Below are 22,742 nucleotides of genomic sequence, written 5' to 3' on the forward strand. Positions count from 1 at the left end.
TAATGCCTGTTGAATGATATGGCGCGCCCAGGTGCTGGACGCGTTTAAGACTGCTTGGAGGTCGAATTGGACAAGAACATGAAAATCCTCATCGTTGATGACTTCTCAACGATGCGGCGGATCATAAAAAACCTGTTGCGTGACCTTGGGTTCACTAACACGGTCGAGGCGGATGACGGCATTACGGCGATTCCGATCCTCAACAGCGGGAGCATCGACTTTCTGGTAACCGACTGGAACATGCCTGGCATGACCGGTATCGATCTGCTGCGCCACGTGCGCGCTGATGAAAAGCTGCGCAGCCTGCCTGTGCTGATGGTGACCGCTGAAGCCAAGCGTGAACAGATCATCGAAGCCGCCCAGGCCGGGGTCAACGGCTACGTGGTCAAGCCATTCACTGCACTGGCCTTGAAAGAGAAGATTGAAAAAATCTTCGAACGCATCGGTCATTGATGCTGCCACGGGGGAGCTATGGAGCATAAAGAATCATCGCAGGCCGACTTTGAGTCGACCCTGAAAAAACATGCTCACCAACTCGTCGAAAGCCTGGAAAAAGGCCAGTTCGGCGACGCAGTGCAGTTGATCCATGAGCTCAACCAGACCCGCGACCGCGGCCTGTATCAGGAAGTGGGCAAGCTCACCCGTGAGTTGCACAGTGCGATCGTCAATTTCCAGATCGACCCGCACATGCCCCAGGCCGAGGAAATCTCGCAGATCACCGATGCCACCGAACGCCTGTCCTACGTGGTCAGGCTGACTGAGGCGGCAGCCAATCGCACCATGGACCTGGTGGAAAACGCCACACCCCTGGTGAACGGCATGGCCAATGAGGCCAAGGCGTTGAGCGCTGATTGGGGTCGCTTCATGCGGCGCGAAGTGGGTGCTGAAGAATTTCGCGAGCTGGCGCGCCGGGTCGAGGGTTTCCTGTCACGCAGCGAGCAGGAAAACCGCACGGTTTCCAGCAACCTCAATGACATCCTGCTGGCCCAGGACTACCAGGACCTGACCGGCCAGGTGATCAAGCGCGTGACCCTGCTGGTCACCGAAGTGGAAAGCAACCTGCTCAAACTGGTGCTGATGGCCGGTCAGGTCGACCGTTTTGCCGGCATCGAACACGACCGCGAAGCGATCCTCTCGGAAAAAGATCCACAAAAACACCTCGCCAAGGGTGAAGGTCCGCAGATTCATGCCGATAAACGTGAAGACGTTATGTCAGGTCAAGATGACGTAGACGATTTGCTGTCCAGTTTAGGCTTCTAAGGAGCACGCAATATGAGCTTCGGCGCCGATGAAGAAATCCTTCAGGATTTCCTTGTAGAGGCCGGCGAAATTCTAGAGCAGTTGTCCGAGCAACTGGTCGAGCTGGAAAGCCGACCGGATGATGCGAACCTGCTCAATGCAATTTTTCGCGGTTTTCACACTGTAAAAGGGGGCGCCGGCTTCCTCCAGCTCCATGAGCTGGTGGAGTGCTGCCACATCGCCGAAAACGTGTTCGACATCCTGCGCAAGGGTGAGCGTCACGTTGATTCGGAATTGATGGACGTGATCCTCGAAGCCCTGGACGCGGTCAACGGCATGTTCAATGAAGTGCGCGAACGCGCACCGATTACGGCTGCCACCCCTGAACTGCTGGCCGCCCTGGCGCGCCTGGCAGAGCCTGCCGCTGTATCTGCCGCCCCGGTGGTTGAGGCGGCGCCTGAGCCGGTGGCTGAGCCCGACGTTACCGACAGCGAATTCGAACAACTGCTGGACTCCCTCAATGCCGTCAAGGCCGAGGCACAAGCACCGGCAGCGGCTGCGCCGGCCATGGTGCCGACCAGCGAAGACATCACCGACGCCGAGTTCGAGTCATTGCTCGACCAGTTGCACGGCAAGGGCCAGTTCGCCCCGGACGCCGTGGCAGCCACACCGGCGCCTGTGGAGCCGGCAGCGCCAGCGGCCAGCACCGACATTACCGACGACGAATTTGAAGCACTGCTGGATCAGTTGCACGGCAAAGGCTCGTTTGCCGCCGATGCCCTGCCGGCAGTCGCTGCGGCGGTTGCACCTGCCGCTGCCACGCCTGCTGCTGCGGCACCGGCGGCGGATGGCCTGATCACCGACCATGAATTTGAATCCCTGCTCGACGAATTGCACGGCAAGGGCAAGTTCTCCGAAGTAGCGCCTGGCGCCGCAGCCACCGCCACCGCAGCGGTGGCCAAGCCGGCACCCGCTGCCGCCAAGGCTGCTGTACCGGCTCCGGCCCGTGCCGCCGCCCCGGCGCCAGCCCGCGCGCCGGCAGCTGCCGAGAAAGCCCCGGCCAGTGAAGCCGAAACCACCGTGCGGGTCGATACCGCGCGCCTGGACGACATCATGAACATGGTCGGCGAACTGGTGCTGGTGCGTAACCGCCTGGTGCGCCTGGGCCTGAACAGCGGCGACGAAGCCATGCAAAAGGCCGTGTCGAACCTCGACGTGGTCACTGCCGACCTGCAGACCGCGGTGATGAAGACGCGCATGCAGCCGATCAAGAAGGTTTTCGGGCGCTTCCCGCGCCTGGTCCGTGACTTGGCCCGGCAGTTGAAGAAAGAGATCGCCCTGGAACTGGTGGGCGAAGAAACCGACCTCGACAAAAACCTTGTCGAGGCCCTGGCCGACCCGCTGGTCCACTTGGTGCGCAACGCGGTCGACCACGGTGTGGAAACCCCCGAAGAGCGCGAAGCCAGCGGCAAGCCGCGCCTGGGCAAAGTGATCCTGGCCGCCGAACAGGAAGGCGACCATATCCTGCTGTCGATCACCGATGACGGCAAAGGCATGGACTCCAATATCCTGCGCGGTATCGCGGTCAAGCGCGGCGTCATGGACAAGGACGCCGCCGACCGCCTCACCGACACTGAGTGCTACAACCTGATTTTTGCCCCGGGCTTCTCGACCAAGACCGAGATTTCCGACGTGTCCGGCCGTGGCGTGGGCATGGACGTGGTGAAGACCAAGATCAGCCAGCTCAACGGCTCGATCAATATCTACTCGACCAAGGGCCAGGGCTCGAAGATCGTCATCAAGGTGCCGTTGACCCTGGCGATCATGCCGACCCTGATGGTGATGCTGGGCAACCAGGCGTTCGCCTTCCCGCTGGTCAACGTCAACGAAATCTTCCACCTCGACCTGTCGCGCACCAATGTGGTCGATGGTCAGGAAGTGGTGATTGTGCGGGACAAGGCCCTGCCGCTGTTCTACCTCAAGCGTTGGCTGGTGGCGTCCGCCGCTCATGAAGAGCAGCGCGAAGGCCACGTGGTGATCCTGTCCGTGGGCACCCAGCGTATCGGCTTTGTCGTCGATCAACTGGTTGGCCAGGAAGAAGTGGTCATCAAGCCATTGGGCAAGATGCTGCAAGGAACGCCAGGCATGTCGGGTGCGACCATTACCGGTGACGGTCGGATCGCGCTGATTCTCGATGTTCCGAGCATGCTCAAGCGTTACGCCGCACGGCGTATTTGATTCGGCCCGGGCAGGGCGGTTGTCCCTCGCCCGGCCTAACGGAGTGGTTATGGTAGTCAAGGTTCTGGTGGTGGACGATTCGGGTTTCTTCCGCCGCCGCGTCTCGGAAATTCTTTCAGCGGATTCCAACATCCAGGTGGTCGGAACGGCCACCAACGGCAAAGAGGCGATTGATCAGGCCCTGGCATTGAAGCCGGACGTGATCACCATGGACTACGAGATGCCGATGATGGATGGCATCACCGCCGTGCGCCACATCATGCAGCGTTGCCCGACCCCGGTCTTGATGTTCTCGTCGCTGACCCACGAAGGCGCCCGGGTGACCCTCGACGCGCTGGACGCTGGCGCCGTGGACTTCCTGCCGAAGAATTTTGAAGACATCTCGCGCAACCCGGAAAAGGTCAAGCAGATGCTCTGCGAGAAGGTGCACAGCATCTCGCGCAGCAACCGCAGCAGCTTCCGCGCGCCGGTGGCTCCCGCCCCGGTAGCGGCGCCGGCACCGACCAGCAGCAGTTTCGGGCGCCCGGCCCCAGCCCCGGTGGCACGGCCTGCCGTGGCCCCGGCGCGCACAGCGGCGCCGAGTCCGGCGTCGCCTGCGCCCAAGCGCAAGGCCTACAAACTGGTGGCGATCGGGACCTCCACCGGCGGCCCGGTGGCCTTGCAGCGGGTCTTGACCCAGTTGCCGGCCAACTTCCCCGCGCCCATCGTGCTCATCCAGCACATGCCCGCCGCATTCACCAAGGCCTTTGCCGAGCGCCTGGACAAGCTGTGTCGCATCAGCGTCAAGGAAGCCGAAGACGGCGACATCCTGCGTCCGGGCCTGGCGTTGCTGGCCCCAGGTGGCAAGCAAATGATGGTCGACGGTCGCGGCGCGGTGAAAATCCTGCCGGGTGACGAGCGTCTGAACTACAAGCCGTGCGTGGATATCACCTTCGGTTCGGCGGCCAAGTCCTACGGCGACAAAGTTCTGGCGGTGGTCCTCACCGGCATGGGCGCCGACGGTCGCGAAGGCGCACGCCTGCTCAAGCAGGGCGGCAGCTCGATCTGGGCCCAGGATGAAGCCAGCTGCGTGATCTATGGCATGCCCATGGCCATCGTCAAGGCCGACCTGGCCGACGCGGTCTACAGCCTGGATGACATCGGCAAGCATCTGGTGGAGGCCTGTCACTGATGGATGTGTTGAGCCTGGTTGGGATTCTTCTGGCGTTTGTCGCCATTATTGGCGGCAACTACCTGGAAGGCGGCCATCTTGGCGCCCTGGCCAACGGCCCGGCAGCGTTGATCGTGATCGGCGGCACCGTCGGCGCGGCGCTGTTGCAATCGCCCCTGAGCTCGTTCAAGCGGGCGATGCAGATCCTGGTGTGGATCATTTTCCCGCCGCGCGTGGATTTGGCCGGCGGCATCGACCGCGTGGTCAACTGGAGCCTTACCGCGCGCAAGGAAGGCTTGCTGGGCCTTGAAGGCGTGGCCGATGCCGAGCCCGACAGCTACGCGCGCAAAGGCCTGCAACTGCTGGTCGACGGCGCGGAGCCGGAAGCCATCCGCAGCATCCTTGAAGTGGACTTCTACACCCAGGAAAGCCGTGATATCAACGCGGCCAAAGTCTTTGAAAGCATGGGCGGCTACGCGCCGACCATCGGCATCATCGGTGCGGTCATGGGCTTGATCCACGTGATGGGCAACCTGGCCGACCCTTCGCAATTGGGCAGCGGCATCGCTGTGGCGTTCGTCGCCACCATCTATGGCGTGGCCAGTGCCAACCTGTTGCTGCTACCGATTGCCAGCAAGCTCAAATCCATTGCCATGCGCCAGTCCCGTTACCGGGAAATGCTGCTCGAAGGCATCCTGTCGATTGCCGAGGGCGAGAACCCGCGGTCCATCGAATTGAAGCTTCAGGGCTTCATGGATTGATGGGGGGTATTGCCTGTGAGCCGTCGCCGCCGCGAGCCTGAAGAGCACGTCAACCATGAACGCTGGCTGGTGTCCTACGCCGACTTCATCACCTTGCTGTTCGCCTTTTTCGTGGTGATGTACTCCATTTCCTCGATCAACGAAGGCAAGTACAAGGTCATCTCCGAAGCCCTGGTAGGGGTATTTACCGACTCGGACCGGGCGCTCAAGCCAATCCCCATTGGCGACGAGCGGCCCAAGACCACCACCCCGGCCAAACCGTTGGTCAAGGACAGCGACGAGACCGACGCCGGCATCAGTGGCGGCAGCGACCCGCTCAAGAGCATCGCCGACGATATCAGCGCGGCGTTTGGCGACCTGATCAGCTCCAACCAGATGACTATTCGCGGCAACGAGCTGTGGGTGGAGATCGAGCTCAACTCCAGCCTGCTGTTTGCCAGTGCCGACGCGCTGCCCAGCGATATTGCCTTCAGCATCATCGACAAGGTGGCGGCCATCTTGAAGCCCTTCGACAACCCGATCCACGTCGAAGGCTTTACCGATGACCAGCCGATCCATACCGCGCAATTTCCCACCAATTGGGAGTTGTCGTCGGCGCGCTCGGCGAGCATCGTGCGCATGCTGGCCATGCAGGGGGTCAACCCTGGGCGCCTGGCGTCGGTGGGCTATGGCGAATTCCAGCCGGTGGCCAATAATGCGACGGCCGAAGGCCGCGCGCGCAATCGGCGGGTGGTGTTGGTGGTGTCGCGCAACCTCGATGTGCGGCGCAGCCTGACCGCCACCGGTGCGGCCAATGCACAACCTGATGCAGCAATGAAGCGGGCTGGCACACAAACTGCACCGACGCCCGTAAAGCCGCCGGAACGCGGGAGTGCCGTCAATTCTCCGTCACCGGCTCTATAACCTCGTGCTATTTCTCGGTCGAGCCAGTGCCTGCCGGGAGGAACAATCCGAATGAGAGTCTGGGCAGTTGCCAATCAAAAAGGTGGGGTCGGCAAGACCACCACCTCCATCGCCTTAGCCGGCCTGCTGGCCGAGGCGGGCAAGCGCGTGGTCATTGTCGACCTGGATCCCCACGGCTCGATGACCAGTTATTTCGGCTACGACCCGGATGCGCTGGAACACAGCTGCTTCGACCTGTTCCTGCACAAGGGCAGCGTCCCCACAGGCTTGCCCGGGCAACTGCTGTTGCCCACCAGCAACGAGAAGATTTCCCTGTTGCCCTCCAGCACCGCCCTGGCCACCCTCGAGCGCCAGTCGCCGGGGCAAAGTGGCCTGGGCCTGGTGATCGCCAAGAGCCTGGCGCAACTGTGGCAGGACTTCGACTACGCCATCATCGACAGCCCGCCATTGCTCGGCGTGCTGATGGTCAATGCCCTGGCGGCCAGCCAGCAACTGGTGATCCCGGTGCAAACCGAGCACCTGGCGGTCAAGGGCCTGGAGCGCATGGTCAGCACCCTGACCATGATCAACCGTTCGCGCAAACAGGCGTTGCCGTTCAGCATCGTGCCGACCCTGTTTGACCGTCGCACCCAGGCCTCCCTCGGCACCCTGCGCGTACTGCGCGATGCCTACCCCGAAACCATCTGGCAAGGCTATATCCCGGTGGACACGCGCCTGCGTGACGCCAGCCGCGCCGGCCTCGCGCCCTCGCAATTCGATGGCAAGAGCCGTGGCGTGCTGGCGTACCGCGCCTTGCTCAAGCATCTGCTGGCCCAGCAACTTGTGGCGCAGGTGGCATGAAATGACCAACTCTCTAGTTGCGTGGCTTGCCCGCGATGGGTTTTGCCTGATCTCACGGACTTTTGATTCAAGTCCGCGTGCGGGCAGGCCGATAACCTTTGAATACACGGTCAACGGTGCGTGCGCGTGGGCATACAGATGAGTCGTCCTGTCGATATCAAGACCCGGCCGCAACTGGCGCTGCAGTCCTACCTGGATGCACTGCTGCAGGATGCGACCGAGGAGCTGCTGCCCGAGCCGATCCTGGTGCTGGATGAAGTGCTGGCGGTGCCTGTGGTCGAGGCTGAGGCTGGCCTGGACGAGTTTCAACTGGCGGTCCTCGAAGAGCAGGCCCGTGATGCGTTGGTGGTGCCGGTCGTTGCCCCGGTTGTGCAAGCGCCTGCACCCTTGGCGCTGGTGCCGCCGGTGGCCGAAGTGCATCGACCGCCGAGCATTACCCCGCCACCGGTGGAAACCGATGGCCGGCCAGCGTGGGCGGCCGAGTCGTTCGAATGCCTGCTGTTCGATGTGGCCGGGTTGACGCTGGCGGTGCCGCTGGTGTGCCTGGGGTCGATCTACTCCCTGGAGGGCCAGGAATTGACGCCGTTGTTCGGCCAGCCGGAGTGGTTCCTCGGGATCCTGCCGAGCCAGGCCGGCAACCTCAAGGTGCTGGATACCGCGCGCTGGGTGATGCCCGACCGCTATCGCGATGATTTTCGCCAGGGCCTGCAATACGTGATCTCGGTGCAGGGCTACGAATGGGGGCTGGCGGTGCATCAAGTCAGCCGTTCGCTGCGCCTGGACCCCAACGAAATCAAATGGCGCAGCCACCGTGGCCAGCGGCCATGGCTGGCGGGCACCGTGATCGAACACATGTGCGCGCTGCTGGATGTCGCCGAATTGGCGGAGCTGATTGCCAGCGGTGCGGTAAAAGATCTGCCAGGTAACAAACGTACTTGATAAGAGGCGCAGCGCCACGGTGCTGCCAAAGAAGAACACACGCCGTTATCAACGGTATTTGAAGGGGTCAGGGGTATGAACAAGTCGTCAGCGTCCGCACAGGGTTTGGATGATCCGATTCTGCAATGGGTGACCTTCAAACTGGACAACGAGTCCTACGGCATCAACGTGATGCGCGTGCAGGAAGTGCTGCGCTACACCGAAATCGCGCCAGTGCCGGGTGCGCCGAGCTACGTGCTGGGCATCATCAACCTGCGCGGCAACGTCGTGACCGTGATCGACACCCGCCAGCGCTTTGGCCTGATGCCGACTGAAGTCAACGACAACACGCGGATCGTCATCATCGAGGCCGACAAGCAAGTGGTCGGGATCATGGTCGACAGCGTGGCCGAGGTGGTTTACCTGCGCCAGTCGGAAGTCGAGACGGCGCCGAATGTCGGCAACGAGGAGTCGGCCAAGTTTATCCAGGGCGTGTGCAACAAGAACGGCGAGCTGCTGATTCTGGTTGAGCTGGACAAGATGATGAGTGAAGAAGAGTGGTCGGACCTGGAGAACATCTGATTGATGCTTGAGGTAGCGGTAATCGTCCTGGCCCTGCTGTGGGTCGGGACCGTGGTGGTGTTGTTGCGCCATATGCGCCAGCAACGCGAATCGGCCCTGCAACAGGCCGAGCGCGACGCCGTGCGCGACCAGCGCCTGCGCGAGATGGCCAAGCGCGTGGACAACTACCAGCAAAGCGCGGTGCGGGTAGGGGAGGACGTGCACGAACTGCGCTCGATCGTTGCACCGTTGCCCGACAAGCTGTCGGCGCTGGAACAGCGCGACCCGGCCAACCTATCCTTTGCCCAGGCGGCCAAGCTGGTGGGCATGGGCGCCACGGTGGACGAACTGACCCAATCCTGCGGCCTGACCCAGGCCGAGGCACAGTTGATGAGCAAATTGCACAAAAGCTGAGCCTGTACCGATTCAAATGTGGGAGCGGGCTTGCTCGCGAAAGCGGTGGATCAGTCAATACATATACCGACTGACACACCGCCATCGCTGGCAAGCCAGCTCCTACACTTGTTTTTTGTCGTCCCCACTGCCAGCGCCCACCGCAATTCCCATGTGGGAGCGGGCTTGCCCGCGATAGCGGTGTGTCAGCCAAGGCAGTAGCGACTGGTCCACCGTTATCGCAGGCAAGCCAGCTCCTACACTTGTTTTTTGTCGTCCCCACTGCCAGCGTCTGGCGCAGTTCCCATGTAGGAGCGGGCTTGCCCGCGATAGCGGGGTGTCAGCCAATACATGTACCGACTAACCCACCGCTTTCGCGAGCAAGCCCGCTCCCACATTTTTTGATCTGTGTGCATCCCTGAAACGTCAGTAATCATCCCCGCGCGCCGTCACATCCCGCTCCACCGGCTCGGCATTGGGGTCATACCCCGCCGGGAACTTGCCTTTGAGCGTCCAGGCAAACGCAATAATCTCGGCGATGGTGCGGTACAACTCTTCGGGGATGCTGTCGCCCAGTTCCATGCGCGCCAGTAATTTCACCAGTTCGGCATTTTCATAAATCGGGACTTCATGTTCCCGAGCCAATTTCAGGATGGCTTCGGCCAGGGCGTCGTCACCTTTGGCGGTCAGGGCGGGGGCGGCTTTGCCGTCGTATTTGAGGGCGATGGCCTGGCGCGGTGGGTTGGGGCTCTTCATGCGGTTTCATCCACCCAGCGTTGTTCCAGCCCGGTCTTCGGCCCACGGGGTGGGGTGCCGAGGTGGCAGTCGAGGTCGCCGACGTTGAGGCCCGATGACACCAGGCGTTCGCGCAGGCTGCCCAGGTGGCTTTCGATCAGGCTGGCGGTGAACGGGCGGGTGGCCCACAACTGGCTGGACAGTTTGCCCTGGCTCAATTGTGCCTGGACCTGCAACGGGCCCAGGGGCTCCATGTCGAAGGCCAGCTCCACGCGCCACAGCATCTTTTTCGCATCGCGTTCGATCTTGCGCTCCGGCTCGTCCTTGTCCGGCGGCGGTTCTTCGCGCTGGAACTTGACCTGCAGCGGCACGATGTCTTGCAAGGTGCGCATGGGGATTTCCAGTTGCCAGGTGGTTTGCAGGCGGCCATCGGCGGTGGTGCCGCTTTGTTCCAGGCTCGACAGTTGATGGCTCTGCAAGCGTGAGATGGCGCCGGCGGCCAGGCGCAACAGGTTTTCCAGGCTGTTTTCACCGTCCAGGCGCTGCAGCAGGCGCTCTGGCAATGGGAAGCCGCCCGGCGCGGTGCGGGCGCCCACTTGGCCGAGGGTGCCCAGCGGGCTGCGGACAAAACTGGGCAGCATCTGCGCCAGGGTATTGGCGGCCAGGATTGCATTGAGGTTGGTGCTGGCGGGCAGGGCGGGTAGCAATTCGTTGACCAGGCGCAGCAGGCTGCCCTTCATATCCAGCGGCGGCACTTGCGGGTTTTGCCCGGCCAGCAGCTTGGCTTCGAGGAATACGCCGCTGTTGTACAGCAGTTGTGCCAGCACCTTGGGATTGCTGACCTGCGCCACATCCGGCAGCCCGGCCTGCAAGCGGTCGACGGCGGCGCGCAACTGCGCCGAGGTGTCATCGGGCAGGTTCTTCAAGGCATTGAGCAGGCCCTCCAGCGAGCCCTGGCGGCTTTGCTGGGCGGCCAGTTGCTGGCTGACCGCCAGTTGATCGCGCAGCCCGCTCAGGGGCACGAAATCCAGGGTCTGCGCGCCTTGCACCACGGCACTCAACAAGCTGGCGACGCGTAGCGGCTGCGGGCTTTCCAGGGTCAGGGTGGTGCCACTCAGGGCGCTGTTGAGCACCGACACCAGCGAGCGGTACAGCGCCGGCTGCCCGGCGCCCTGGGGTAGCATCTGCGAGGTCAGCACCTTGGCTTGCAGCAAGCTGCCCACCGGCAATTGAGTGGTGTCGATGCGGGTCAGGGCCGCGACATTGGCGCTGAGCGCCTGTTGCAGGCTGATCGCCAGGTCGCCCGACGCCGTCTGGCTCACCGCCACGTTGCTGCCCAGGGGCAGCGGCTGGCTGCTGGCGGCCTGCACCAGGGTTTGCCGGCCACCTTCGAGGGTCAGCTTGAGCAATAGCTGAAAGGCTTCACCGCCTTGCTTGAGCGCCAGCACCTCGGCGTTCACGGTTTTTCCGGCGTCGATCAACCCTGCCTGAGGCTCCAGCAGTTTCAGCAGTTCACCCACCGCAGGCGCAGGCCTGGGCCCGGTGGCCGGGGCTGGGGGCAGGGTTGGAAGGTTGATGTCACCGGTCATCGTGGCCGCCGTCTCAAGGAAATTGCCCTCTTTAGAGTAGGGCATCGCATGTATAATGCCGCCCGTCTGCAAAGAGCGTGTCAAAAACATCACAACTGATTGATCCAGCTCTCTAAAACAGGCCGCCAATGCAGTTATTGTGCATCTCTTTAACGGCCGTTCCGCCGCCGACTTGAACCGTAAAGGCCCGCGATCTTGTGACCAGTCCACTACTTGAAGCCGTTGCGCTTGCCTGTGAGCGAGACCTGCGGATGCTGTTCGAACACCTCGAACTGCGTCTGGCGGGCGGCGATATGGTGCAGATCAGTGGGCCCAACGGCAGCGGCAAGACCAGTTTGCTGCGCCTGCTGGCCGGGTTGATGCAGCCGACGGCAGGCCAGGTGCGCCTTAACGGCAAGCCACTGCACGAACAACGCACGGAGCTGGCGCGCAACCTGGTGTGGATCGGCCACGCCGCCGGGATCAAGGATGTGCTGACGGCCGAAGAAAACCTCAGTTGGCTCAGCGCCCTGCATCATCCGGCCCCGCGCGCATCTATCTGGCAGGCCCTGGCCGCCGTGGGCCTCAAGGGCTTCGAAGACGTCCCCTGTCATACCCTGTCAGCCGGCCAACAACGCCGGGTGGCCCTGGCCCGCCTGTATCTGGAGGGCCCGCCGCTGTGGATCCTCGACGAACCCTTCACGGCCCTCGACAAACAGGGCGTAGCGCAACTCGAAGAACACCTGGCCCGGCATTGCGAGCAAGGCGGCATGGTGGTCCTCACCACCCACCACACCTTGACCCGTATGCCTGCCGGTTACCGCGACCTGGACTTGGGCCGGTGGTCGGTATGAGTGTGTTTGCCCTGTTGGTCGCCCGTGAAGCCCGCTTGCTGTGTCGCCGCCCGGCGGAGTTGGCCAACCCGCTGGTGTTCTTCGCGATTGTCATCGCGTTGTTCCCTTTGGCGGTCGGCCCCGAGACTAAACTGTTGCAAACCTTGTCTCCGGGACTGGTGTGGGTCGCGGCCCTTTTGTCCGTCCTGCTCTCGCTGGACGGGCTGTTTCGCAGTGATTTCGAAGATGGTTCCCTTGAACAGTGGGTCCTTTCGTCGCACCCCCTGCCTCTTCTGGTACTGGCCAAGGTACTGGCACACTGGGCCTTCTCCGGCCTGGCGCTGGTCCTGCTCGCGCCGCTGCTGGCGATGATGTTGGGACTGCCTTCCGAATGCCTGCCGGTATTGCTGGCCTCGTTGTTGCTTGGCACCCCGGTGCTGAGCCTGCTGGGGGCGGTGGGTGCGGCACTGACCGTGGGCCTGAAACGTGGGGGGCTGTTGCTGGCCTTGCTGATTTTGCCTTTGTATATCCCGGTGTTGATCCTGGGCAGCGGCGCCTTGCAGGCCGCGCTCATGGGAATGCCGGCGACCGGTTACCTCTTGTGGCTTGGCAGCCTGACCGCCCTGGCGGTAACCCTGACACCCTTTGCTATAGCGGCCGGCCTGAAAATCAGCGTCGGCGAATAATGAGGTCTGACCCGGTGTTTTCACTGCGTCAGTAAAGACCCTAAGCTTCTTGCAACGACAAGAAGCAACCGTGATGGAAACAGCAATGAACTGGACCTGGTTTCACAAGCTCGGCTCGCCCAAGTGGTTCTATGGCATCAGCGGCAAAATGCTGCCCTGGCTCGCCGTCGCCGCCTTCCTGCTGATCGGTATCGGCCTGGTCTGGGGCCTGGCCTTCGCTCCGCCCGATTACCAGCAGGGCAACAGCTTTCGCATCATCTATATCCACGTGCCCGCCGCGCTGCTGGCCCAGTCCTGCTACGTGATGCTGGCGGTGTGCGGCATTGTCGGGCTGGTGTGGAAGATGAAGCTGGCCGACGTCGCCCTGCAATGCGCGGCGCCCATCGGTGCGTGGATGACGGCGGTTGCACTGCTGACCGGGGCGATCTGGGGCAAGCCGACCTGGGGTTCGTGGTGGGTCTGGGATGCGCGACTAACGTCCATGTTGATCCTGCTGTTTCTGTACTTCGGGCTGATTGCCCTGGGCAACGCGATCAGCAATCGTGACAGCGCGGCCAAGGCCTGCGCGGTGCTGGCGATTGTCGGCGTGATCAATATCCCGATCATCAAGTACTCGGTGGAGTGGTGGAACACCCTGCATCAGGGCGCCACTTTCACCCTCACCGAAAAACCGGCGATGCCCGTGGAAATGTGGGCGCCGCTGCTGCTGATGGTCCTGGGCTTCTACTGCTTCTTCGGGGCGGTGCTGCTGATGCGCATGCGCCTCGAAGTGCTCAAGCGTGAGGCCCGTACCAGTTGGGTCAAGGTCGAAGTGCAAAACAGCCTGGGAGCCCGTGGATGAGTTTCGCCTCTTTCAGTGATTTTCTCGCCATGGGCCACCACGGCCTGTACGTCTGGACCGCCTATGGCATCAGCCTGGCCGTCCTGGCCCTCAACGTCGTTGCGCCGATCCTGGCCCGCAAGCGTTACCTGCAACAAGAGGCGCGTCGTCTGCGCCGGGAGACCGATAAGTGAATCCGCTGCGTAGAAAGCGTCTGTTGATCATCCTTGCCATCCTGGTGGGCGTCGGCATTGCCGTGGGCCTGGCCTTGAGCGCCTTGCAGCAGAACATCAACCTGTTCTATACCCCGACCCAGATCGCCAATGGCGAGGCGCCGCAAGACACGCGGATCCGCGCCGGTGGCATGGTCGAGGCCGGCTCCCTGAAGCGCTCCGGCGACTCCCTGGACGTGACCTTCGTGGTCACCGACTTCAACAAATCCGTGACCATCACCTACCGCGGCATCCTCCCGGACCTGTTTCGCGAAGGGCAGGGCATCGTGGCCCTGGGCAAGATCAACGCCCAGGGCGTGGTGGTAGCCGATGAAGTGCTGGCCAAGCACGATGAAAAATACATGCCGCCGGAAGTGACCAAGGCCCTCAAAGACAGCGGCCAATCCGCGCCAACCCCAGCCAAGGAGGGTTAAGCGATGACCTCTACATTGTTTATTCCCGAGTTGGGCCAGTTGGCGATGATCCTCGCCCTGTGCTTTGCCATCGTCCAGGCCATCGTCCCGCTGCTGGGCGCCTGGCGCGGCGACCGGCTGTGGATGAGCCTGGCGCAACCCGCCGCCTGGGGCCAGTTCGCGTTCCTGGCGTTCGCCTTCGGTTGCCTGACCTATGCCTTCATGACCGACGATTTTTCCGTCGCCTATGTGGCCAGTAACTCCAACAGCGCCTTGCCCTGGTACTACAAGTTCAGCGCCGTGTGGGGTGCCCACGAAGGCTCCCTGCTGCTGTGGGCGCTGATCCTCGGCGGCTGGACCTTTGCCGTGTCGGTGTTCTCCCGGCAGTTGCCGCAAGTCATGCTGGCGCGGGTGTTGGCGGTGATGGGCATGATCAGCATCGGCTTTTTACTGTTCCTGATCATGACCTCCAACCCGTTCGAGCGGATCCTGCCGCAGATTCCCATGGACGGTCGCGACCTCAACCCGTTGCTGCAGGATATCGGCCTGATCGTCCACCCGCCGATGCTCTACATGGGCTATGTGGGCTTCTCCGTGGCCTTCGCCTTTGCCATCGCCGCCTTGCTCGGCGGGCGCCTCGACGCGGCCTGGGCGCGCTGGTCGCGGCCCTGGACCATCGTCGCCTGGGCCTTCCTCGGCATCGGCATCACCCTGGGCTCGTGGTGGGCCTATTACGAACTCGGCTGGGGCGGCTGGTGGTTCTGGGACCCGGTGGAAAACGCCTCCTTCATGCCCTGGCTGGTGGGCACGGCACTGATCCACTCCCTGGCCGTCACCGAAAAACGCGGCGTGTTCAAGAGCTGGACCGTGTTGCTGGCCATTGCCGCCTTCTCCCTGAGCCTGCTGGGCACGTTCCTCGTGCGTTCCGGCGTGCTGACCTCGGTGCACGCATTCGCTGCCGACCCTGAGCGCGGCGTGTTTATCCTGATCTTCCTGCTCTGCGTGGTGGGCGGCTCGCTGACTCTGTTCGCCCTGCGCGCACCGGTGGTCAAGAGCCACGTGGGCTTCAACCTGTGGTCGCGGGAAACCCTGCTGCTGGGCAACAACCTGGTGTTGATCGTTGCTGCCTCGATGATCCTGCTGGGTACCCTGTACCCCCTGGTACTCGATGCCCTGACCGGCGCCAAGCTGTCGGTCGGCCCGCCGTACTTCAACGCATTGTTCATCCCGCTGATGGGCCTGCTGATGGTGGTGATGGCCATTGGCGTGCTGGTGCGCTGGAAAGACACCCCGGTCAAATGGCTGCTGGGCATGTTGATCCCAGTGCTGCTGGGCAGTGCCGCCTTGTCGGTGATTGCCGGGATTGCCTACGGCGACTTCAACTGGGCAGTGCTCGCCACCTTCATGCTCGCGGCCTGGGTGTTGCTGGCCGGTGTGCGCGATATCTTCGACAAGACCCGGCACAAGGGCCTGATCAAGGGCCTGCCAACCCTGACCCGCAGTTACTGGGGCATGCAGATCGCGCACATCGGCATCGCCGTGTGCGTCCTGGGCGTGGTGTTGTCCAGCCAGAACAGCGCCGAGCGCGACCTGCGCCTGGCCCCTGGCGAGTCCATGGACCTGGCCGGCTACCAGTTCGTCTTTGAAGGCGCCAAGCACTTCGAAGGGCCGAATTTCACCTCCGACAAAGGCACCGTGCGTGTGCTGCGCAACGGCAAGCAGGTTTCCGTGCTGCACCCGGAAAAACGCCTGTACACCGTACAAAGCTCGATGATGACCGAAGCCGGGATCGACGCCGGGTTCACCCGTGACCTGTATGTGGCCCTGGGCGAACCCCTGGGCGAGGGTGCCTGGGCCGTGCGGGTCCACGTCAAGCCGTTTGTGCGCTGGATCTGGTTCGGCGGCCTGCTGACCGGTTTTGGCGGATTGCTGGCAGCGATGGACCGGCGTTACCGGGTCAAGGTCAAGAGCCGGGTGCGTGAAGCCCTCGGCATGCAGGGAGCAGCGGTATGAAGCGTTGGTTGATGGTATTGCCGCTGGCGCTGTTTCTGCTGGTCGCGGTGTTTTTGTATCGCGGCCTGTATCTGGACCCGGCCGAGCTGCCGTCGGCGATGATCGGCAAGCCGTTCCCGGCGTTCTCGCTGCCCACGGTGCAGGGCGATAAAACCCTGACCCAGGCAGACCTGATTGGCAAACCGGCCCTGGTCAACGTGTGGGCCACCTGGTGCATCTCGTGCCGCGTAGAGCATCCGGTGCTCAACAAGCTGGCCGAGAATGGCGTGGTGATCTACGGCATCAACTACAAGGACGACAATGCGGCGGCCCTGAAGTGGCTCGCGGAGTTCCACAACCCGTACCAGTTGGACGTGCGTGATGAAGACGGCAACCTGGGCCTGAACCTCGGCGTCTACGGTGCCCCGGAAACCTTCTTTATCGACGCCAAGGGTGTGATCCGCGACAAGTTCGTCGGGGTGATCGACGAAGTGGTCTGGCGCGAACAACTGGCGGCCAAGTACCAGGCCCTGGTGGATGAGGCCAAGCCATGAAGCGCTGGTTGACCGCCGCAGTACTGGCCCTGGGCCTGGTGGGCGTGGCCCATGCCGCCATCGACACCTATGAATTTGCCCGCGATGGCGACCGCGAGCGTTTTCGCGAGCTGACCAAGGAGCTGCGCTGCCCCAAGTGCCAGAACCAGGACATCGCCGATTCCAACGCGCCGATTGCCGCCGACCTGCGCAAGGAAATCTTCCGCATGCTGGGCGAGGGCAAGGACAACCAGCAGATCATCGACTTCATGGTCGATCGCTACGGTGATTTTGTCCGCTACAAGCCGGCGCTGACCGGCAAGACCGCCTTGCTCTGGTTTGGCCCCGCTGCCCTGTTGCTGGGTGGCCTGGTGGTCATGGCCGTGATCGTCCGCCGTCGCCGTGCGGCGCCTACCGATGGTTCTGATGCGCTATCTGCCCAAGAGCGCCAACGCCTCGACCAACTGCTGGACAAAAAAACTGATGATTGATTTCTGGCTCGCAGCTGGCCTGCTGCTCCTGGTTGCCTTGAGTTTCCTGCTGATCCCGGTGTTGCGCGTACGTCGCGCCCAGCGTGAAGAAGACCGCACCGCGCTGAACGTCGCGCTGTATCAGGAACGTGTCGCCGAACTGCAAACCCAACAAAGCGAAGGCGTGCTCAACGCCGCGCAGCTCGATACCGGCCGCGCCGAAGCCGCCCGTGAATTGCTGGCCGATACCGAAGGCGTGGAAAAACCCCGCGAATCGCGCCTGGGCAAGCCGCTGCCGTTGCTGGCCGCGGTGCTGGTGCCGGTGTTGGGCCTGGGGCTGTACCTGCATTACGGGGCCATCGACAAGGTTGAACTGACCCGCGAATTCGCCCAGCCGCCGGTGTCCCTTGCCGACATGACCCAGCGCCTGGAACGGGCGGCGGCAGCGCAACCGGATTCGGCCGAGGGCCTGTACTTCCTGGGGCGCGCCTACATGGCCCAGGACCGCTCGGCGGATGCGGCCAAGGTCTTCGAGCGCGCCGTGGCCCTGGCTGGCCGCCAGCCGGAATTGCTCGGGCAGTGGGCCCAGGCGCAGTACTTTGCCAACAACAAACAATGGTCGCCGCAGCTTCATGCCTTGACCGACGAAGCGCTGAAGCTCGATCCGAAAGAAGTCACCAGCCTCGGCCTGCTGGGCATCGCCGCCTTTGAAGGGCAGCGTTACCAGGAAGCTATCGACTACTGGAATCGTCTGTTGGCCTTGTTGCCGGAGAAAGACAACTCCCGCGCAGCGCTGCAAGGCGGCATCGACCGTGCGGCCGAGAAGTTGAAAGAGGGCGGCGCTGCCGTCGCGCCAACGGCCAAGACCGCAGTGATGAAAGTGCGCGTGGACCTGGCGGCCGACGTCAAAGCCCGCGCCCTGCCGACTGACAGCGTATTCATCTTCGCCCGCGCCGTTTCAGGCCCGCCGGCGCCACTGGCCGCCAAGCGCGTGACCGTGGCCGACCTGCCGGTGACCGTCGAACTGGGCGATGCCGATGCGATGATGCCGCAGTTGAAACTGTCCAACTTTCCCGAAGTCCAACTGGTTGCGCGCATCTCACGGGCCGGTCAACCGACTGCCGGCGAGTGGATCGGCCGCAGTCAACCCCTGGCCAGCAGCACCACCGCGACCCAGCAGTTGACCATCGACAGTCCGGATAAATAATTTCGAGGAAATCCCCATGACCGCCATCGCTCGTATCACCCTGCTCAGCCTGGTCTTGGGCTTGAGCGCTTGCGCGGTCCATCGGCCACCTCCTGCCCCTACGGGCCCGACCATTCCACCGTCGGGCCCCTCGACCCAGCCGGTAACCAAACCTTCCGGCCCGGTCACCGCCCCCGCCAAGCCCTTGCCGAGCAAGTCCCCGACCTTCGCCCCACCCCCCGGCGCTGCCAGCCACTGGGACGGCAAGATGCAGGTGTACGTGCTGGACGAACAACCGGACACCTTCTACCGCCAGCGCACCTATTACCGCTGGAGCAACGGCTGGAGCCGCTCCATCAGCCCGAATGGGCCCTGGGAAGAGACAAATGTGCAGGGTGTACCGCCTGGGTTGAGCAAGCAGTACGCAAAATGATCTAAGGCGACCTTCACACGGTCGCCTTTTTTTATGACTTGAAATCCAATCCAAATGTGGGAGCTGGCTTGTCGGGTCGCCGCATAGGTATCTACACAACTCGCTTTTTTTGGTTATTGGGTATGTGTACATATCCGTTGCTGCGGTTACGGCGGCTATTGGTTCCGCCCTTACGGCGGGTCACTTTCGAAGAGCGCGAAAGTAACCAAAGCGCTTTTGCCCCACCACTCGGTGCCTCGCCTAGGCTCGGCATGCCCGCAGTCAGGCATTGCTCCGTGGGCCCGCCGCGATCGGCCATCCCTGGCCGTGTCGCGGCTACCCCGGCATCCATGCCGGGGTGCCCACTGCGCAATACCTGCCTGCGGCCAGCGTGGTTTGACGGGGCGCCTGAGATCAAGATCAAAAGCCAGATCAAAAGCAGAGCAACAGCAAAGCCAGAGCGCGAAGCTGCATTCCCCTGTAGGAGCTGGCTTGCCTGCGATGACGGTGTATCAGCCAATACATTTATCGACTGATACACCGCTATCGCAGCGATCCGACAAGCCAGCTCCCACACTTGATTGCATTTCAAGCAGGGAGGCTGATATCTGCCCATCAAAGGGTGGAAGCTGGCAGTTCAATCAGGCGATCAGAAAAACCCCAGCGGGTTGATGTCATAGCTCACCAGCAGGTTCTTGGTCTGCTGGTAATGGTCGAGCATCATCTTGTGGTTCTCACGGCCCACGCCGGATTTTTTGTAGCCGCCAAACGCGGCGTGCGCCGGGTACAGGTGGTAGCAGTTGGTCCACACGCGCCCGGCCTTGATCGCCCGGCCCATGCGGTAGGCGCGGTTGATGTCGCGGGTCCACAGCCCGGCACCGAGGCCAAATTCGCTGTCGTTGGCAATCGCCAGGGCTTCGGCTTCGTCCTTGAAGGTGGTCACGCCCACCACCGGGCCGAAGATTTCTTCCTGGAACACGCGCATTTTGTTGTGGCCCTTGAGCAGGGTCGGCTGGATGTAATAGCCGCTGGACAGGTCGCCCTCCAGGTGTTCGGCGGCGCCACCGGCCAGCAGTTCGGCGCCCTCTTCCTGGGCAATGGTCAGGTACGAGAGGATCTTGTCGTACTGCTGCTCGGACGCCTGGGCGCCGACCATGGTTTCGGTGTCCAGCGGGTTGCCGCGCTTGATCTTGACGATCTTCTTCATGACCTCGGCCATGAACGGCTCGTAGATCGACTCCTGCACCAGCGCCCGCGACGGGCAGGTGCAGACCTCGCCCTGGTTGAAGAACGCCAGCACCAGGCCCTCGGCGGCTTTCTCGATAAAGGCCGGTTCCGCCTGCATGATGTCTTCAAAGAAGATATTGGGCGACTTGCCGCCCAGCTCGACGGTAGACGGAATAATGTTCTCGGCCGCCGCATGCATGATGTGCGCGCCTACCGGGGTGGAGCCGGTAAAGGCGATCTTGGCGATGCGCTTGCTGGTGGCCAGAGCCTCGCCGGCTTCGCGGCCAAAGCCCTGGACGATGTTCAGCACGCCGGCCGGCAACAGGTCGGCGATCAGCTCGGCAAACACCATGATCGACAGCGGCGTCTGCTCGGCCGGCTTGAGCACGATGCAGTTGCCAGCGGCCAGGGCCGGTGCGAGTTTCCAGGCGGCCATCAACAACGGGAAGTTCCACGGGATGATCTGCCCGACCACACCCAGGGGTTCGTGGAAGTGATAAGCGGTGGTCAGTTCGTTGATCTCGGCAGCGCCGCCCTCCTGGGCGCGGATGCAGCCAGCGAAATAACGGAAGTGGTCGGCGGCCAATGGCACGTCGGCATTCAGGGTCTCGCGCACGGCCTTGCCGTTGTCCCAGGTCTCGGTCACGGCCAACACTTCCAGGTGCTGCTCGATACGGTCGGCAATTTTCAGCAGTACCAGGGAACGATCCTGGGCCGAGGTCTTGCCCCAGGCATCGGCGGCGGCATGCGCGGCGTCCAGCGCCTTGTCGATATCGGCGGCGCTGGAGCGCGGGAACTGGGCAATCACTTCGCCGGTGACCGGCGAGGTGTTGGTGAAGTATTCACCGTTGACCGGGGCCACAAACTCGCCACCGATAAAGTTGCCGTAGCGTGGCTTGAAGGTGACGATGGCGCCGGGGGTGCCAGGTTGTGCGTAGATCATGATGAGGCCTCTTTCGGGGGGATGTTGTTATTGATCTATCCGTTGCATCTGGGCGCGTTCATAGCGCGGATACAGGTGGCTGACACTGCGGATCAGTTCGTAGCGGCTCAGGCTGATGGCCGCAAAACGTTCGGGGATGGGGCTGCGGATCATCTCGCCCATGGCACTGCCGTTGGCGGCACCGGTAGCCATGAGCTGGTCGAGCCAGCCCAGGTAGTCACGCATTTGTGCAAAGGGCTGGGCGTCGCTGGCCACGGGGCCGTGGCCGGGCACGATGAGCTTGCAGGGCAGGCCTTGCAAGGTGGCGATATCCGCCAGCCATACTGCAAGGCCGGGGGTATTGGGGGTGGTCAGGGCGCGCTGGTAAAACACCAGGTCGCCGGCAAACAGCACGCCGCTGGTCTCGTCGAAAATCGCCAGGTCGGCGCCGGTATGGCCGCTCAGGCTCAGCAGGCGCAAGGAGTGCCCGCCAAAGGTCTGCACGCCGGGGCTCAGCGTCTGGCTGGGCAGCAGCACTTCAGTGCCACGCATCCAGTCGCCGACCATGCGGTACATATTTTCCGCCATGCCATCGCCCTGCTCGCGCAGCAGCGTGGTGGTGCCTGCCAACGCGCCGATGGGCACATCCTTGAACGCCTGGTTGCCCAGTACATGGTCGGGGTGGTGATGGGTCAGCAAGACCTGGATCACCGGTTTGTCGGTGACCGTGGCAATTGCCTGGCGCATCGCCTCGCCGTAGCGCCGGGACGGCCCGGTGTCGATAACCACTACCCCGGCCTGGGTCACGATAAAGGCGGTATTGACGATATTGCCGCCGTTGGCCCTGGCGAAATTGTCGGTGCTGCCTTCCAGCAGCCAGGTGTCGGCAGCGATCTGCCGGGGCTTGAGGGCGTAGTCGAGGTCGGCCAGCGCGGGCAGGCTCAGGCCGAACAACAGCAGCCATAGCCACTTCATGGGATGGCTCCGGAAAACTCGCTGCCGCTGGTGTCGCGCAACAGTAGGCGCACCGGCCCCGCTCCTTGCAGGTCAAACGCCAGGTCGGGGTTCTCGCTGACCGCCGCGAACAGCTCCAGGCGCGCCAACACCCGGTCCTGGGCGTCGCGCAGCTCGGCGTGGTTGATGTAGAACTCCGGGATGCCGCTGACCATGCCATTGTCCATCGGATGCGCCACTTGCAGGCGCAGCCGGCTGAAATCCGCGCGCGGGTAGCGACCGCCCAACACTTCTCCCAGGTGCTCTTCCCAACCCGGCTGGCTGCGCACCACGCTGGGCGCGGTGCAGCCACCGCCGGCGGCGTCGATCAGGGTCGAGCCCACATGCCACAGGCCATCTTTGGTCAACACGGCCGCGCGCAACGGCGTAGCCTGTTCGATGCGGATACGAATCGCCAGCCAGGGCAACACGCCCTCGCCCGGCTGGAAGTCGACGATTTTCGGCAGTGGATTGAGTTCGGCCCAGGCGATGATCTTCACTACCTCGCCCTTGAAGGCGCGGGCATCGATTTCCAGCGGCACCTGCCGCGCATCTTCGGCAAAGGGCGGCGCCAGCAGTTGGACCCGCTCATCAAAGACAAACGGCGCATTGCCGAGCAACTGCTGGTGAAAATAGCTCCACATCACCGATGGCACCGGGTCTTTGCCGGGGTCCATCCCGTAGGCGGCCACTGGCAACCAACAAGCCAACAGCCAACGTGCGCGCCAGCCCATGGC

25 protein-coding genes are annotated in these 22,742 nt (G+C 62.9%); 20 read left to right on the forward strand and 5 right to left on the reverse strand.

Annotated elements, in window-relative coordinates; genetic code table 11:
- Nucleotides 1-78 precede the first annotated feature (78 nt).
- From AC19YY_RS04890 to AC19YY_RS04935, 10 genes are all read left to right on the forward strand, one after another.
- The gene (locus AC19YY_RS04890; RefSeq protein ID WP_005790040.1) at nt 79-453 is read left to right on the forward strand and encodes a chemotaxis response regulator CheY; all 375 of its coding nucleotides are present in this window, start codon (nt 79-81) and stop codon (nt 451-453) included.
- 18 nt (nt 454-471) lie between these two features.
- A complete protein-coding gene (locus tag AC19YY_RS04895; protein ID WP_169955945.1) occupies nt 472-1,260 on the forward strand; it encodes a protein phosphatase CheZ in 789 nt (262 codons plus the stop codon).
- A 12-nt stretch (nt 1,261-1,272) separates the two neighbouring features.
- On the forward strand, nt 1,273-3,477 hold the full coding sequence (locus AC19YY_RS04900) for a chemotaxis protein CheA (RefSeq protein ID WP_500603905.1): 2,205 nt from the start codon (nt 1,273-1,275) through the stop codon (nt 3,475-3,477).
- Nucleotides 3,478-3,526: 49 nt separating this feature from the next.
- A complete protein-coding gene (locus tag AC19YY_RS04905; RefSeq protein ID WP_169955948.1) occupies nt 3,527-4,648 on the forward strand; it encodes a protein-glutamate methylesterase/protein-glutamine glutaminase in 1,122 nt (373 codons plus the stop codon).
- Nucleotides 4,648-5,388: a flagellar motor protein gene (locus AC19YY_RS04910; protein ID WP_029292570.1), complete on the forward strand. Its 741-nt coding sequence runs from the start codon at nt 4,648-4,650 to the stop codon at nt 5,386-5,388. Before AC19YY_RS04905 ends, AC19YY_RS04910 begins: the two co-directional genes overlap by 1 nt.
- Before the next feature lie 15 nt (nt 5,389-5,403).
- Complete coding sequence (gene motD, locus AC19YY_RS04915) at nt 5,404-6,291, forward strand: flagellar motor protein MotD (RefSeq protein WP_169955950.1); 888 nt, start codon at nt 5,404-5,406, stop codon at nt 6,289-6,291.
- A 51-nt stretch (nt 6,292-6,342) separates the two neighbouring features.
- The gene (locus AC19YY_RS04920; protein ID WP_133714231.1) at nt 6,343-7,131 is read left to right on the forward strand and encodes a ParA family protein; all 789 of its coding nucleotides are present in this window, start codon (nt 6,343-6,345) and stop codon (nt 7,129-7,131) included.
- Nucleotides 7,132-7,269: 138 nt separating this feature from the next.
- Nucleotides 7,270-8,070 carry a CheW domain-containing protein gene (locus AC19YY_RS04925; RefSeq protein ID WP_432754474.1) on the forward strand — a complete coding sequence of 267 codons (801 nt, stop codon included), beginning with the start codon at nt 7,270-7,272 and terminating at the stop codon, nt 8,068-8,070.
- Nucleotides 8,071-8,145: 75 nt separating this feature from the next.
- Nucleotides 8,146-8,631: a chemotaxis protein CheW gene (locus AC19YY_RS04930; protein ID WP_029292578.1), complete on the forward strand. Its 486-nt coding sequence runs from the start codon at nt 8,146-8,148 to the stop codon at nt 8,629-8,631.
- A complete protein-coding gene (locus AC19YY_RS04935; RefSeq protein ID WP_169955954.1) occupies nt 8,632-9,024 on the forward strand; it encodes a DUF2802 domain-containing protein in 393 nt (130 codons plus the stop codon).
- A 405-nt stretch (nt 9,025-9,429) separates the two neighbouring features.
- Here the strand turns inward: AC19YY_RS04935 and AC19YY_RS04940 are convergent, their stop codons facing one another.
- Nucleotides 9,430-9,759: an EscU/YscU/HrcU family type III secretion system export apparatus switch protein gene (locus tag AC19YY_RS04940; RefSeq protein WP_170056962.1), complete on the reverse strand. Its 330-nt coding sequence runs from the start codon at nt 9,757-9,759 to the stop codon at nt 9,430-9,432.
- Nucleotides 9,756-11,327, reverse strand: coding sequence for a flagellar hook-length control protein FliK (gene fliK / locus AC19YY_RS04945; protein ID WP_500603906.1), 1,572 nt, complete (start codon nt 11,325-11,327; stop codon nt 9,756-9,758). The genes AC19YY_RS04940 and fliK overlap by 4 nt, the downstream gene beginning before the upstream one ends.
- 197 nt (nt 11,328-11,524) lie before the next feature.
- On the opposite strand from fliK, the gene ccmA reads away from it, so the two are divergent.
- The 10 genes from ccmA to AC19YY_RS04995 all read left to right on the forward strand — a co-directional run bounded on the left by ccmA (nt 11,525) and on the right by AC19YY_RS04995 (nt 18,884).
- Complete coding sequence (ccmA, locus tag AC19YY_RS04950) at nt 11,525-12,160, forward strand: cytochrome c biogenesis heme-transporting ATPase CcmA (protein WP_169955957.1); 636 nt, start codon at nt 11,525-11,527, stop codon at nt 12,158-12,160.
- Nucleotides 12,157-12,825 (forward strand): heme exporter protein CcmB, encoded by a 669-nt coding sequence (ccmB, locus tag AC19YY_RS04955; RefSeq protein WP_029292588.1) that lies wholly within the window; start codon nt 12,157-12,159, stop codon nt 12,823-12,825. Before ccmA ends, ccmB begins: the two co-directional genes overlap by 4 nt.
- Nucleotides 12,826-12,910: 85 nt before the next feature.
- Nucleotides 12,911-13,666, forward strand: coding sequence for a heme ABC transporter permease (locus AC19YY_RS04960; protein ID WP_057438825.1), 756 nt, complete (start codon nt 12,911-12,913; stop codon nt 13,664-13,666).
- The gene (gene ccmD / locus AC19YY_RS04965; RefSeq protein ID WP_029292593.1) at nt 13,663-13,839 is read left to right on the forward strand and encodes a heme exporter protein CcmD; all 177 of its coding nucleotides are present in this window, start codon (nt 13,663-13,665) and stop codon (nt 13,837-13,839) included. The genes AC19YY_RS04960 and ccmD overlap by 4 nt, the downstream gene beginning before the upstream one ends.
- Complete coding sequence (gene ccmE, locus AC19YY_RS04970) at nt 13,836-14,291, forward strand: cytochrome c maturation protein CcmE (RefSeq protein ID WP_169876558.1); 456 nt, start codon at nt 13,836-13,838, stop codon at nt 14,289-14,291. Before ccmD ends, ccmE begins: the two co-directional genes overlap by 4 nt.
- 3 nt (nt 14,292-14,294) lie before the next feature.
- The gene (locus AC19YY_RS04975; protein ID WP_500603907.1) at nt 14,295-16,283 is read left to right on the forward strand and encodes a heme lyase CcmF/NrfE family subunit; all 1,989 of its coding nucleotides are present in this window, start codon (nt 14,295-14,297) and stop codon (nt 16,281-16,283) included.
- A complete protein-coding gene (locus AC19YY_RS04980; RefSeq protein ID WP_169955962.1) occupies nt 16,280-16,816 on the forward strand; it encodes a DsbE family thiol:disulfide interchange protein in 537 nt (178 codons plus the stop codon). The genes AC19YY_RS04975 and AC19YY_RS04980 overlap by 4 nt, the downstream gene beginning before the upstream one ends.
- Nucleotides 16,813-17,286: a cytochrome c-type biogenesis protein gene (locus tag AC19YY_RS04985; RefSeq protein WP_169955964.1), complete on the forward strand. Its 474-nt coding sequence runs from the start codon at nt 16,813-16,815 to the stop codon at nt 17,284-17,286. Before AC19YY_RS04980 ends, AC19YY_RS04985 begins: the two co-directional genes overlap by 4 nt.
- On the forward strand, nt 17,279-18,472 hold the full coding sequence (gene ccmI, locus AC19YY_RS04990; RefSeq protein ID WP_500603908.1) for a c-type cytochrome biogenesis protein CcmI: 1,194 nt from the start codon (nt 17,279-17,281) through the stop codon (nt 18,470-18,472). Before AC19YY_RS04985 ends, ccmI begins: the two co-directional genes overlap by 8 nt.
- 16 nt (nt 18,473-18,488) lie before the next feature.
- Nucleotides 18,489-18,884 (forward strand): hypothetical protein, encoded by a 396-nt coding sequence (locus tag AC19YY_RS04995; RefSeq protein ID WP_115127676.1) that lies wholly within the window; start codon nt 18,489-18,491, stop codon nt 18,882-18,884.
- A 628-nt stretch (nt 18,885-19,512) separates the two neighbouring features.
- Here the strand turns inward: AC19YY_RS04995 and exaC are convergent.
- The 3 genes from exaC to AC19YY_RS05010 are packed head-to-tail and all read right to left on the reverse strand — an operon-like array spanning nt 19,513 to nt 22,739.
- Nucleotides 19,513-21,033, reverse strand: coding sequence for an acetaldehyde dehydrogenase ExaC (gene exaC, locus AC19YY_RS05000; RefSeq protein WP_169954418.1), 1,521 nt, complete (start codon nt 21,031-21,033; stop codon nt 19,513-19,515).
- Nucleotides 21,034-21,060: 27 nt separating this feature from the next.
- Entirely contained in the window at nt 21,061-21,987 is a 927-nt protein-coding gene (locus AC19YY_RS05005) for a quinoprotein relay system zinc metallohydrolase 1 (protein WP_500603909.1), read from the reverse strand.
- The gene (locus tag AC19YY_RS05010) at nt 21,984-22,739 is read right to left on the reverse strand and encodes a quinoprotein dehydrogenase-associated SoxYZ-like carrier (protein WP_169954420.1); all 756 of its coding nucleotides are present in this window, start codon (nt 22,737-22,739) and stop codon (nt 21,984-21,986) included. Before AC19YY_RS05010 ends, AC19YY_RS05005 begins: the two co-directional genes overlap by 4 nt.
- Nucleotides 22,740-22,742 lie beyond the last annotated feature (3 nt).

Source organism: Pseudomonas sp. MF09156 (genome assembly GCF_059862305.1).

What these genes read in the sequence shown, in the direction of transcription:
- AC19YY_RS04890 (WP_005790040.1), top strand. Translation starts at nt 79, where the DNA reads ATGAAAATCCTCATCGTTGATGACTTCTCAACGATGCGGCGGATCATA.
- AC19YY_RS04895 (WP_169955945.1), top strand. Translation starts at nt 472, where the DNA reads ATGGAGCATAAAGAATCATCGCAGGCCGACTTTGAGTCGACCCTGAAA.
- AC19YY_RS04900 (WP_500603905.1), top strand. Translation starts at nt 1,273, where the DNA reads ATGAGCTTCGGCGCCGATGAAGAAATCCTTCAGGATTTCCTTGTAGAG.
- AC19YY_RS04905 (WP_169955948.1), top strand. Translation starts at nt 3,527, where the DNA reads ATGGTAGTCAAGGTTCTGGTGGTGGACGATTCGGGTTTCTTCCGCCGC.
- AC19YY_RS04910 (WP_029292570.1), top strand. Translation starts at nt 4,648, where the DNA reads ATGGATGTGTTGAGCCTGGTTGGGATTCTTCTGGCGTTTGTCGCCATT.
- AC19YY_RS04920 (WP_133714231.1), top strand. Translation starts at nt 6,343, where the DNA reads ATGAGAGTCTGGGCAGTTGCCAATCAAAAAGGTGGGGTCGGCAAGACC.
- AC19YY_RS04925 (WP_432754474.1), top strand. Translation starts at nt 7,270, where the DNA reads ATGAGTCGTCCTGTCGATATCAAGACCCGGCCGCAACTGGCGCTGCAG.
- AC19YY_RS04930 (WP_029292578.1), top strand. Translation starts at nt 8,146, where the DNA reads ATGAACAAGTCGTCAGCGTCCGCACAGGGTTTGGATGATCCGATTCTG.
- AC19YY_RS04940 (WP_170056962.1), bottom strand. Translation starts at nt 9,759, where the DNA reads ATGAAGAGCCCCAACCCACCGCGCCAGGCCATCGCCCTCAAATACGAC.
- fliK (WP_500603906.1), bottom strand. Translation starts at nt 11,327, where the DNA reads ATGACCGGTGACATCAACCTTCCAACCCTGCCCCCAGCCCCGGCCACC.
- ccmB (WP_029292588.1), top strand. Translation starts at nt 12,157, where the DNA reads ATGAGTGTGTTTGCCCTGTTGGTCGCCCGTGAAGCCCGCTTGCTGTGT.
- AC19YY_RS04960 (WP_057438825.1), top strand. Translation starts at nt 12,911, where the DNA reads ATGAACTGGACCTGGTTTCACAAGCTCGGCTCGCCCAAGTGGTTCTAT.
- ccmD (WP_029292593.1), top strand. Translation starts at nt 13,663, where the DNA reads ATGAGTTTCGCCTCTTTCAGTGATTTTCTCGCCATGGGCCACCACGGC.
- AC19YY_RS04975 (WP_500603907.1), top strand. Translation starts at nt 14,295, where the DNA reads ATGACCTCTACATTGTTTATTCCCGAGTTGGGCCAGTTGGCGATGATC.
- AC19YY_RS04980 (WP_169955962.1), top strand. Translation starts at nt 16,280, where the DNA reads ATGAAGCGTTGGTTGATGGTATTGCCGCTGGCGCTGTTTCTGCTGGTC.
- AC19YY_RS04985 (WP_169955964.1), top strand. Translation starts at nt 16,813, where the DNA reads ATGAAGCGCTGGTTGACCGCCGCAGTACTGGCCCTGGGCCTGGTGGGC.
- ccmI (WP_500603908.1), top strand. Translation starts at nt 17,279, where the DNA reads ATGATTGATTTCTGGCTCGCAGCTGGCCTGCTGCTCCTGGTTGCCTTG.
- AC19YY_RS04995 (WP_115127676.1), top strand. Translation starts at nt 18,489, where the DNA reads ATGACCGCCATCGCTCGTATCACCCTGCTCAGCCTGGTCTTGGGCTTG.
- exaC (WP_169954418.1), bottom strand. Translation starts at nt 21,033, where the DNA reads ATGATCTACGCACAACCTGGCACCCCCGGCGCCATCGTCACCTTCAAG.
- AC19YY_RS05005 (WP_500603909.1), bottom strand. Translation starts at nt 21,987, where the DNA reads ATGAAGTGGCTATGGCTGCTGTTGTTCGGCCTGAGCCTGCCCGCGCTG.
- AC19YY_RS05010 (WP_169954420.1), bottom strand. Translation starts at nt 22,739, where the DNA reads ATGGGCTGGCGCGCACGTTGGCTGTTGGCTTGTTGGTTGCCAGTGGCC.